Here is a 10,827-nt window from a genome sequence, read left to right as displayed (position 1 = left end):
GGGGAGCGGAGGGGCAGGGGGGCAGGGGAGCGGAGGGGCAGGGGGGCAGGGGAGCAAAGGGGAGCTTTTAAAGCATGACGGTTGAACCTTTGAGCATGACGGTTGAACCTTTGAGCATGACGGTTGAACTTCTGGGCATGACGGTTGAACCTCTGAGCATGACGGTTGAACCTCTGGGCATGACGTTTAAACTTCTGGGCATGACGGTTGAACCTTTGAGCATGACGGTTGAACCTTTGAGCATGACGGTTGAACCTTTGAGCATGGCGGTTGAGCTTTTGAGCATGGCGGTTGAACCTTTGAGCATGGCGGTTGAACCTTTGAGCTTGAAAGTTGCACCTCTAAGCACGACAATTGAGCTTTTGAGCTTGGAAGTTGCGCTTTTAAAAGACTTAATTACAAAAACTTGTTTCTCTTGATAAGCAAAGTCACTAATTTTTGACTCCTATCTCCTGTCTCCTATCTCCCAACTTCTATCTCCTATCTCCCAACTCTTAAATATGGCACTCAAAAGCAAATTATTAACAGATATATCCCTGAAAGGATTAGATATTGCACCTTCCCAAGTCCGGGGAGCAGTCCGTATTGTGCCACTACTGCGGCGTCAAGTGCATGGTGACTTGCGCTTGCTGCGCCGTTCTTATGACGAAGATATTACAGTTGTTTCCCTAGAAGGTGAAATGACAAAACCAGGTATGAAGTACTTTTCTTATGTACCTCACGGGCTGGTAATGTCTTGGAGTGATGATGGCAGTCCAGTCGCCAGCTTTGGCGGACAGATAGTTAAGCCTGATGGTAAGCGTTTGGACTGCGGTTGTGCAAGTGTGCGGTTGATGCATCGCATGGCTAAGCGAGAATCAGCGAATCAACTCAGGTTTTTACCACTACACTTGGCAATGGAAGGTTTTTTGTCGCTGTTTTTTTCTGGCCCTGATATTGCTTGGAGTGAGTATTCTCGGTATGCCCTATCTCACGGACTTGGTTCGCGCTATGAAACTGCTGTTAGTGGGCGTTATATTGCGGGATTGGAAGATGCTTTGCGGGTGTTTGAGATCCATAGTAGACAAGTTGGAGTTTTAGTATTTGTTGCCGAAGCTTTAGCCTCTGCTTTTGTGGTTCCCACGCCGGAGGATTATCGGGCTTTGCACACTAGTTTGCTAGAGGATTTCTACAGTGACTTGATTTACCAGTACGGCTTGCTTTACGATACGACCTTACCAATGGATGTATCTGTAGATGAGTCTAAGATTAATAGTTTGGCAGATTTGAGAGGAGCGATCGCCAAAATGCGATCAGATTGGGCATCATTTCAGGGGTTCATGGCGGAAGGATTACTGCAACGTGAACTGCATTCTCAAAGAGTTTATACGGCTGGGCCTTTTGTGCTGCAACGGTTTATGACTAATTTGCAACTCAAGCACGAAAATTATATCGGGGAAGCGATCGCGCGCGAAACTGGAGAAATAGAGTACCTCAAAATCTATCGTCTCTCAGAAGCCCAGACTCGTCGTGCTTATTTACTCAGCAAGCTAGCTCAATACAATTGGAATCTGGATGCTACTGCCAAAGCACTTTCCCATACCCGCGAAGAGTTTGTGTGTCGTATAGAAGCAGCCGGCTTTGGCTATTTGCTAAATCAACAAGTGCGCGACGCAGCACGCAAAAAGGTTAAAAAGTCTTAATTAGAATAACCCAATAATTAATCCCAAAAACAATGCGACAGATAGACCACGTAGAGACTTTGCATTGCAACGTTTCTACTATCGATACAGCCAAACCCGCAATAATGAAAGCAGTTGTTCTGTATCTACAGGTTTGGTAATGTAATCAGAGGCTCCAGCTTCGATGCACTTTTCACGATCGCCTGGCATAGCTTTGGCAGTTAAAGCAATAATTGGCAGTGAGCGGAACATCTGTTGCTGGCGGATGGCGCGAGTTGTTTCGTAACCATCCATTTCTGGCATCATCACATCCATCAAAACTATACTAATCTCAGGATTAGCTTGCAGCATTTCAATGCCATCTCTGCCATTTTCTGCAAATAGCACTTGCATTTGATAGCTTTCTAAGAAACTAGTCAGGGCAAAAATATTACGCAGGTCATCATCCACAATCAGAATTTTCCGATTAGCCAGCACTGGATCGGTTTGGCGCAGTTGCTCTAATATCTGACGTTTAGGCGGGGGTAAATCTGCTTGCACTCGATGCAAGAATAAGGCAGTTTCATCTAACAATCGTTCTGGCGATCGCACATTCTTAATGATAATTGTTTCTGCCAGTCCCCTGAGTTGGCTTTCTTCTTGCCGATTTAGTTCTTTGCCAGTGTAGATGATAATTGGCAGTTTCAAAAGGCTGGATTCTTGCTTAATCTGCTCAATCAGGTCAAACCCGCTCATATCGGGCAAACCGAGATCCAGGACGATACAATCAAAGCGATTTGAGCGCAAAATTGCGAGTGCTTCTGCTCCCGTACCCACTGCCGTACTATGGACATCGCTATTGCCGATTAATTCGATAATACTTTGGGCTTGCACGGGGTCATCTTCGATTATTAAAAGATTTTTTACCTTACGCTCAATAAAGCCTTTAATTTCAGTTAAGACCTGAGTTAAATCTTCTGGAGAAACGGGTTTTTGCAGGTAAGTAATAGCTCCTAGCTGTAACCCCCGTTGCTGTCTGTCATCACCAGAAAGGATGTGTACTGGTATATGCCTGGTATCTGGATCGCGTTTTAAACGATCTAGTAACGACCAACCGTCCATCTCTGGCATGTGAATATCCAGCGTAATTGCATCGGGCTTAAATTGTTGAGCTAGGATTAAGCCTTGTTTACTATGCAAAGCAACGAGCACTTTAAAGCCCTGTTCACGTGCCATTTCTAGTAAGATGCGGGCAAATTTATCGTCATCTTCGATTACAAGTAAAATGCGATCGCCGCTTTGAATTGTATCCCGATCATCTGCGACTTCATTAGGCAGATTGGGGATTTGCTTCGCTAATAGAGATAAGTCCGAAGGTCGGCTTCCTGTGAGCGGAACCTCAGATGTTGTGGGTTGATGTAGAGCAGTCCGGGGGTCAGCTTCCTGTATTTGGGATTTTGCAAGTTGTAAGGAAAAAACTTCTTTTTTGTCTTGCTTGTGAGTAGTTTCCCCATTTTCTGAATAAGTCTGCGGTAGATAGAGAGTAAAGGTACTTCCCTCCCCTGGTTGGCTAACTAGTTCAATTCTTCCCCCCAACAGCTGAGCAAGCTCGCGGCTAATCGACAAACCTAAGCCAGTTCCCCCAAACTTGCGGCTAGTTGTGCCATCTGCTTGCTGAAATGCCTCAAAAATGATCTTCTGCTTCTCGATTGGAATGCCAATACCCGTATCGCTGACTGCAAAAGCAATCATCGGACTGCTGTGTTTGCTGCCATCAAGTTGTGCCGCTTCTGCATCCATGCTAATTTGTAGCTTCACGCCTCCTTGTTCAGTGAATTTCAAAGCGTTAGATAGCAAGTTTTTCAGCACTTGTTGCAGGCGTTTAGGGTCGTTAAAGATTGCATCTGGTAAGTTATCATCCAATTCAATAGCAAAACTGAGTCCTTTGTTCTGAGCAATTTGACGGAAAGTCTGCTCTAGAGAACTCTGCAAATCTGTTAAGTATATTCGTGAAATATCTACTGATAGAGTACCTGACTCGATTTTTGCCAAATCTAAAATATCATTAATCAACTCCAGCAGATCCGTGCCAGCAGAGTAGATTGTCCGACTATATTCCACTTGTTTGTCTGATAAATTGCCCCCAGAGTTGTCTGACAAAAGTCGTGCTAAAATCAGCAAGCTATTAAGCGGCGTCCGTAACTCGTGGGACATATTCGCTAGAAATTCTGATTTATATTTTGAAGACAATGCCAGTTGCTCGGCTTTATCTTCCAAAGACTTTCTTGCCTGTTCAACTTCCTGATTTTTGCGGGCAACTTCTCGGTTTTGCACCTCTAATAATTCTGCTTTTTCTTCTAGCTCCTCATTCAACTGCTGCAATTCTTCGTTAGATTGCTTCAAGAGAAATCTTGATTCTTCTAAATCCTGTGCTTGTTCTTCTAGGCGTTGATTGCTTTGCTGTAGTTCTTCTTGCTGGGTTTGCAATTCCTGTGTTAAAGTTACTGACTCTTGAAGTAGTTGCTGAGTTTGCACGTTGGCAGCGATATTGTTCAAGAACACACCTAAAATTTCACAAAATTGCTCCAAGAATGTTAAATACAACTCGCTAAAAGGCTGAAAAGAGGCAAGTTCAATAACAGCTTTTACCTGCATCTCAAACAGTATAGGCAACACAATAATATTGAGCGGTAAGGCTTCTCCCAACCCAGAACTGATGCGAATATAATCACTCGGAACTTGAGTTAGAAGAATTCTTTGTTTTTCTAGGGCGCACTGTCCCACCAACCCTTCACCCAAATGAAACTGATTTGCAACATTTTTGCGTTCTTTGTAAGCATAGCTACTCAACAACTTCAGCACAGGCTGGTCGTCTACAGATTCCATTATGTAAAAAACGCCTTGCGGTGCTCCAAGCAGTGGTGCAAGATTCGACAATATCAAGCGAGACACACTTTCTAGATTTCGCTGACCCTGAAGCGTTTGGGTAAATTCAGCCAAATTAGATTTGAGCCACCTTTGCTCCTCATTTTTTTGAGTTGTGTTTTGCAGATTAATAATCATCTGGTTGAAAATTCGCGTTAATACGCCAATTTCATCCTGGCGATCGCTGTTTGGTAAACTTACCGAGAAATCCCCATCTGCAATATTTTCCGCCAAATCAGAAACTTGTTTCAGCGGTTTTGAGATATGCCGACTTAGTAAGAATCCTATCAAAGCTAAAATTAAAAAAGATGAGGGAATACCATAAACAATACTGGCGATAGTTTGCTGGGTAGCTACTTGTGCTTTTTCAGAACGCTGTTTCAGCAGTACATTTTCCTCATTTTCCATCGCCTGCAACAGTTTTTGAATCTCATCCATTAACTGCTTGCCACTGTCTGTTAGAATGGCTTGCTGAGCAGATTCTAAGCCTTGCCTTTGCCGTAGATCAATGACATTTTTCATTACAGCCATCCTCTGGTTTATCAATGGCTGTAATCTATAAATCCGATTTTGTTGATTAGGATTATCTTCTGTTAACTTCTGAAGTTCTTTAATTTGTTGATCTAAGCTTTTCATCGCAGCGCTGTAAGGTTCTAGATAGCGCTGTTCGCCTGTAATGATGAAACCGCGTTGCCCGGTTTCAGCATTGATCAACTGAGAACTGACCTTATCTAGCTGATTTAAAACCTGGTAAGTATGTTTTTCTCGGCGCGAAGTTTCAATTAGTTCATTGGTACTTTGGTAAGAGATTAGACCAATTGTGGTCAGAATTGCCAGACTCAAGGCAAAACCTGCTCCAATTTTGGTTCCAATCTTCAAACTGTTTAACATTATCTAAGGTAATTATTTACGCTATCTCTCTATAGTATGATGACATTCCTTACTTAGATTCCCGACTTCTTAGAGAAGTCGGGAATCTTGTTCTTGTTCAACAAACTCCACAAATACTTGTTAGTCAAGGTTAAAAAATAAGCGGTAAAGGGAAAAGAAAAAACCTTTAGCCCTGTTACCTTAAGATTTTAGAAGTTACGTTTGTTACTAAGAATCTGGTAATCGTTTTTAGTTGCATTAACGGGTTGGTTATATATGCAAAAATCTTGAACTCTATGATTCTCTAAAATGGTTTTTGCAGCTGCTATGTGAATATCAGTACCATTCAGCAACACTAGGTAATCACCCTTGGTTACTTGATTTTCATAGTATTTGGCTAAATCGTCAGGAATTTGTAATGCAACAAAGTTATCTTTGGAACTGCTGATATATACTTCAGAAAGTCCAGTGAGAGTGGTGATATCTTTAGCAATCACTGTTATGTGACTCATCGGAAAACCAGCTGCCCTCAGTTCAGTAAGTGCTTTTTCAACGTCTTGTCGCGTCGAAAAAGCACCAATTCCGTACTTATATCGACCACTTGGAGGTAAAACCATATTATAAACGTCCCATTTTTGAATACCACGATAATGGAACATATTTCTGGCAAGACGAATCTCTGCTTCTATACCTGTTACTATCACTAAATAGTAACCTTTAGATACTAGGTCGCTATAAGCCTGTGCTTGGGCTTCAGGAATTCCTAAGCCCAAGAGCGCACCAGTTAAACTACCTGCGGTTACACCGAGCGCACCACCAGCTAAAGCCGTAGCGATGGCTGTTGCTTCGGCTCCAGCTAGCATGATTGGCCCTATTCCAGGAATTGCCAAAAGGCCTAGACCAAGTAGTAAGCCAGTCAGACTACCTAATGCACCCCCCGTAATTGCTCCAGCAGCAGCACCCTCCTCAGCTATATTGCCAGTGTTTTCTTTGACTTGAATACCAGCAATATCACTTTGCTCTTGTGCGTTTCGCGCAATTACAGAAACCTTATGCATTGGAAAATTAGCAGCTTTTAGTTCCCGAAGTGCTAGTTCTGCATCTGAACGTTTAGCAAAAACGCCAACAGATCTTCGCTCTTTTTCTAATGTCATTTTATCTGTTTCTTGCGACTAGCAATGTTTTACGATGATATTAGCTGAGTCTCGTAAAATTACACAGCTCTACGAGTCACTAAACCCCAAAGGAAGATCAATAGCATTGCACCAAGAACAGCAAATAAAATACTTCCAAGTGATAAAGCGCCTACGGATGCTGCCGCTGCCGAACCACTTCCTAACAATACTTGTCCTAGATAACCCCCAACTACCGCTCCTAAAATTCCTAATACAATAGTGGACAAAATACCGCCACCTTGTTGTCCTGGATAAAAGAATTTGGCTAACGCACCTGCAATTAACCCTAAAACCAACCAAGCAATTATGTTACCCATAACAAATGTCTCCTGTTTTCTCTAAAGATGCGGTTTTGCTCCGCTTTTGACTATTTCATCTTAAAATTAAGTTACAAAATTCATGCTCTATCTAGCGAACTAATATTAAAAATCTTTAGATATTATTTGAATCCACATTAGGTCATCTCTAAGATCGACTTGATCCAAATCCCGGAACATAACCCTTGAAATCTGGCAGAAACTCTGATTTTGTAGCAAAAACTTTCTCCGAGGGAATTAGTTTAGATCAAATCTGAAAAGACACAATTTAACTTAGAGAAGGGTCTTAAAGTATGCGATCGCCTACGCTGGGCGTGTACTTGCGCCATTGCAGCATCCAAAGATAGCAATACTTAATTAACATAGATATTGCGATCGCGTATTGATGTAATGTCTAAACTTACTACTATTATTACTTGTATAAAAAACTGGTTAAAAAATGAGTTTATTTACACTATCAAGCTAATAACTTGTTACTCTAATTTTACATAAAATAGAGCTTTACAAATAAGGGATTTGACCATACTATTCCCAGTTAAAAACTTAAGTTTTACTTAATCTAAGCGTTAATAATTAAAGCCTAATACTATTTATATAATTTTTTCTTTGGATATATACTAAAAGATTAATCTAAATATGTATACTATTTAACGACTTCTGGCAATAGTAGGTAATTTATCAGTAGATTATCTCTACAGAGTCTACCTTTAGGCTGAAAGGTATTTATCAAAAGATATAGCTATGGAACCATTGGCTTATCTCTTTTGGCTACTTTATTAGATTCTCCAAGATGAATTAATGTTTTAAAAAACTATGTATAACGGACAAAAAACTTTTCAATAAAAATAACTCTAGATAGAAGAATTAAAAATTGCACAAATATAATATATAAACATTGCATAGCTTACTAAGCAAGACTGACCAAATAAATCAATAAACATAGGAGTTAAAGATGAGTATTGAAGATAGAGCAAAAGCTGTTGCTAAAAATATTGAAGGCAAGGTACAAGAGATAGTAGGCGAAGTTACTGGCAACCCTAATGACAAAGCTGAAGGTCAAGCTAAGCAAGCCGAATCCCAAGTTCGCCACACTGTTGAAAACATCAAAGATGATATTAAGAAGTCTTTAGAATAGAGTTCAGATTCTCGACTTACTAAGATACCCGACTTCTAACAGAAGTCGGGTATCTTAGTAAAATTGGACTATTAGCGCAATGTACTAGCTGGCATACCCAAAATATCCTCAAGCCTTGGCATGTCTTCTAATGAAATCACGCGCCCTTCATCCTCAAAACCAACGATTTGATCAAAGTTTAAATACCGATACAAATCATCGGCAAAAGGATGAATTTTGTTGGCCACAATATCCATATATTCCTGTACTGTGGGAATGCGTCCCAACAGCGCACAAACTGCGGCTAATTCAGCTGAACCAAGATACACTCGCGCATCTTTGCCCATGCGATTATTGAAGTTGCGGGTAGAGGTAGAAAACACCGTTGTTCCATCAGCAACTCGCGCCTGATTACCCATACATAAACTACATCCTGGCATTTCTGTGCGCGCATTTGCAGCATCAAAAATACCATACACACCTTCTTCTTTAAGTTGGTGTTCATCCATGCGAGTTGGTGGACAAATCCACAAGCGAGTTTTTACTTCACCTGCACCTTCTAAAACTTTAGCTGTTGCCCGATAATGACCAATATTCGTCATACAAGAACCGACAAATACTTCTTGCACAGCATCATTAGCAACTTCCGATAATAATTTCACATTATCAGGATCATTAGGAGCAGCTACAATTGGTTCTTTGATTTCGTTCAAATCAATTTCAATAATTTCGGCATACTCTGCATTTGCATCAGCTTCTATTAGCACGGGATTAGCTAACCATTCTTCCATTTTGGCGACGCGGCGCAGGATGGTACGCGCATCTTTGTAACCTCTGGCTGCCATGTTTTTCAGCAGCACTACATTAGAACGCAGATATTCGGCAATTGTTTCTACACTCAGCTTAATTGTACAACCTGCACAGGAGCGTTCGGCACTAGCATCGGTAAGCTCAAATGCTTGTTCAACTTTCAAATTTGGTAAGCCTTCCATCTCTAGAATCTTTCCAGAGAAGACGTTTTTCTTATTTTGCTTCTCTACTGTCAGCAAACCTTTTTGAATTGCTACGTAGGGAATGGCATTTACAACATCTCGTAAGGTGATACCGGGTTGCAATTCACCTTTAAATCTTACCAATACGGATTCTGGCATATCTAAAGGCATCACACCCAAAGCACCCGCAAAGGCTACTAACCCGGAACCTGCGGGGAAGGAAATACCCAAAGGAAAGCGAGTGTGAGAGTCTCCGCCTGTTCCGACAGTATCGGGTAACAGCATTCGGTTGAGCCAAGAGTGAATAATCCCATCACCAGGACGCAAGGCGACACCGCCACGGGAGGCGAAGAAGTCGGGTAGTTCTTGCTGAGTTTGAATGTCAACTGGTTTGGGATAAGCGGCTGTGTGACAAAAACTCTGCATCACTAAATCTGCACTAAAGCCAAGACAAGCGAGTTCTTTTAATTCGTCGCGGGTCATTGGGCCTGTGGTATCTTGAGAACCGACGGTGGTCATCATGGGTTCACAAGATGTACCGGGACGGACACCAGGTAATCCGCAAGCTTTACCAACCATTTTCTGTGCTTGGGTATAACCTTTACCTGTGTCGGAGGGTTGCTGGGGACGGATGAAAACGGGGCTGGGTTCTAAACCAAGTGCTTGGCGAGTTTTATCGGTGAGGGTACGCCCAATTAGTAGGGGGATACGTCCACCTGCACGGACTTCGTCAAGAATGGTATCGGGTTTGAGGGTGAAGGTAGAGATGACTTCGCCAGACGTTGCATGCAACGTCTCTACAGTGGTGATTTCGCCTTTGTAGGGATGGATGGTAATCACCATACCAGTTTCTAGTTTGGTGACATCGCATTGAATGGGCAAAGCACCTGCATCTTCAGCTGTGTTAAAGAAGATTGGCGCGATCGCACCACCTAAAATATACCCCCCAGCGCGTTTGTTCGGCACAAAAGGTATATCATTTCCCATGTGCCACAACACAGAGTTAATGGCAGATTTGCGCGAGGAGCCTGTACCAACTACATCACCCACGTAAGCAACAGGATGCCCTTTTTTCTTTAACTCGGCAATTGTTGCTAAACTTCCCGGTTGCCGTGACTCTAGCATCACTAAGGCGTGTAAGGGAATATCCGGGCGTGTGGTAGCGCTTTGGGCGGGGGATAAATCGTCGGTGTTGGTTTCGCCAGGAACTTTGAAGACGGTGACGGTAATAGCTTCAGGTAGTGTGGGACGCAGGGTAAACCACTCGGCTTCTGCCCAAGAGTCAATTACCCGCTTGGCGAAGGGATTAGTTTTAGATAATTCTAAAACATCGTGGTAGGCGTCGTACACCAACAAAATTTTGCTTAAAGCGTTGGCGGCGTATGCAGCGATGGGTTCTTTTCCTTGTCCCCCCATCACCAGCGGTGTTTCGGAAGAGTCGGAAACGGATACAGTGGGGAATTGCAGCAAATCAATTAAAGATTGTACATTATAGCCACCTATCATTGTCCCTAATAATTCCACCGCTTCTATGCGCGAAATTAAGGGGCTGGTAATTTCTTTTTTGGCAATGGCGGTGAGAAACCCAGCTTTGACGTAAGCTGCTGCATCAACACCAGGGGGAACGCGATCGCGCAATAAATGTAATAATGTTTCTGCTTCACCCTCTGGTGGATTTTTCAGTAATTCACATAACTCTGACGTTTGCTTTGCATCCAAAGGTAAAGGGGGAATTCCCAGTGCTGCTCTTTCGGCAACGTGTTTACGATATGATTCCAGCATTCTGAACTCCAA

7 protein-coding genes are annotated in these 10,827 nt (G+C 42.4%); 3 read left to right on the top strand and 4 right to left on the bottom strand.

From position 1 onward, the window contains the following. Positions 1-74: 74 nt before the first annotated feature. Both FNW02_RS20205 and FNW02_RS20200 read left to right on the top strand, forming a co-directional pair. Positions 75-419 (top strand): hypothetical protein, encoded by a 345-nt coding sequence (locus FNW02_RS20205; RefSeq protein WP_191759293.1) that lies wholly within the window; start codon positions 75-77, stop codon positions 417-419. 81 nt (positions 420-500) lie between these two features. Continuing rightward, a complete protein-coding gene (locus FNW02_RS20200) occupies positions 501-1,682 on the top strand; it encodes an ARPP-2 domain-containing protein (protein ID WP_191759292.1) in 1,182 nt (393 codons plus the stop codon). Positions 1,683-1,760: 78 nt separating this feature from the next. On the opposite strand, the gene FNW02_RS20195 is transcribed toward FNW02_RS20200, so the two are convergent. The 3 genes from FNW02_RS20195 to FNW02_RS20185 form a co-directional block, all read right to left on the bottom strand. Then, complete coding sequence (locus FNW02_RS20195) at positions 1,761-5,456, bottom strand: response regulator (RefSeq protein WP_191759291.1); 3,696 nt, start codon at positions 5,454-5,456, stop codon at positions 1,761-1,763. Between the two features lie 188 nt (positions 5,457-5,644). After that, positions 5,645-6,589, bottom strand: coding sequence for a general stress protein (locus tag FNW02_RS20190; RefSeq protein WP_191759290.1), 945 nt, complete (start codon positions 6,587-6,589; stop codon positions 5,645-5,647). 59 nt (positions 6,590-6,648) lie between these two features. Next, positions 6,649-6,927, bottom strand: coding sequence for a GlsB/YeaQ/YmgE family stress response membrane protein (locus FNW02_RS20185; RefSeq protein ID WP_191759289.1), 279 nt, complete (start codon positions 6,925-6,927; stop codon positions 6,649-6,651). 952 nt (positions 6,928-7,879) lie between these two features. Between FNW02_RS20185 and FNW02_RS20180 the strand changes: the two genes are divergently transcribed. Then, the gene (locus FNW02_RS20180) at positions 7,880-8,062 is read left to right on the top strand and encodes a CsbD family protein (RefSeq protein ID WP_191759288.1); all 183 of its coding nucleotides are present in this window, start codon (positions 7,880-7,882) and stop codon (positions 8,060-8,062) included. Between the two features lie 71 nt (positions 8,063-8,133). Here FNW02_RS20180 and acnB read toward each other — a convergent pair whose 3' ends face one another. After that, positions 8,134-10,815 carry a bifunctional aconitate hydratase 2/2-methylisocitrate dehydratase gene (gene acnB, locus FNW02_RS20175; RefSeq protein ID WP_191759287.1) on the bottom strand — a complete coding sequence of 894 codons (2,682 nt, stop codon included), beginning with the start codon at positions 10,813-10,815 and terminating at the stop codon, positions 8,134-8,136. Between the last annotated feature and the right edge of the window lie 12 nt (positions 10,816-10,827).

The sequence above is a fragment of the Komarekiella delphini-convector SJRDD-AB1 genome (assembly GCF_014831675.1).
Classification (GTDB): Bacteria; Cyanobacteriota; Cyanobacteriia; order Cyanobacteriales; family Nostocaceae; genus Komarekiella.
The sequence above is the reverse complement of the archived record's forward strand: the minus strand, read 5'-3'. Positions and strand labels throughout refer to the sequence as shown.

Excerpts from the sequence above, each read along its gene's own strand:
- FNW02_RS20205 (WP_191759293.1), top strand. The coding sequence starts at position 75 with ATGACGGTTGAACCTTTGAGCATGACGGTTGAACCTTTGAGCATGACG.
- FNW02_RS20200 (WP_191759292.1), top strand. The coding sequence starts at position 501 with ATGGCACTCAAAAGCAAATTATTAACAGATATATCCCTGAAAGGATTA.
- FNW02_RS20195 (WP_191759291.1), bottom strand. The coding sequence starts at position 5,456 with ATGTTAAACAGTTTGAAGATTGGAACCAAAATTGGAGCAGGTTTTGCC.
- FNW02_RS20190 (WP_191759290.1), bottom strand. The coding sequence starts at position 6,589 with ATGACATTAGAAAAAGAGCGAAGATCTGTTGGCGTTTTTGCTAAACGT.
- FNW02_RS20185 (WP_191759289.1), bottom strand. The coding sequence starts at position 6,927 with ATGGGTAACATAATTGCTTGGTTGGTTTTAGGGTTAATTGCAGGTGCG.
- FNW02_RS20180 (WP_191759288.1), top strand. The coding sequence starts at position 7,880 with ATGAGTATTGAAGATAGAGCAAAAGCTGTTGCTAAAAATATTGAAGGC.
- acnB (WP_191759287.1), bottom strand. The coding sequence starts at position 10,815 with ATGCTGGAATCATATCGTAAACACGTTGCCGAAAGAGCAGCACTGGGA.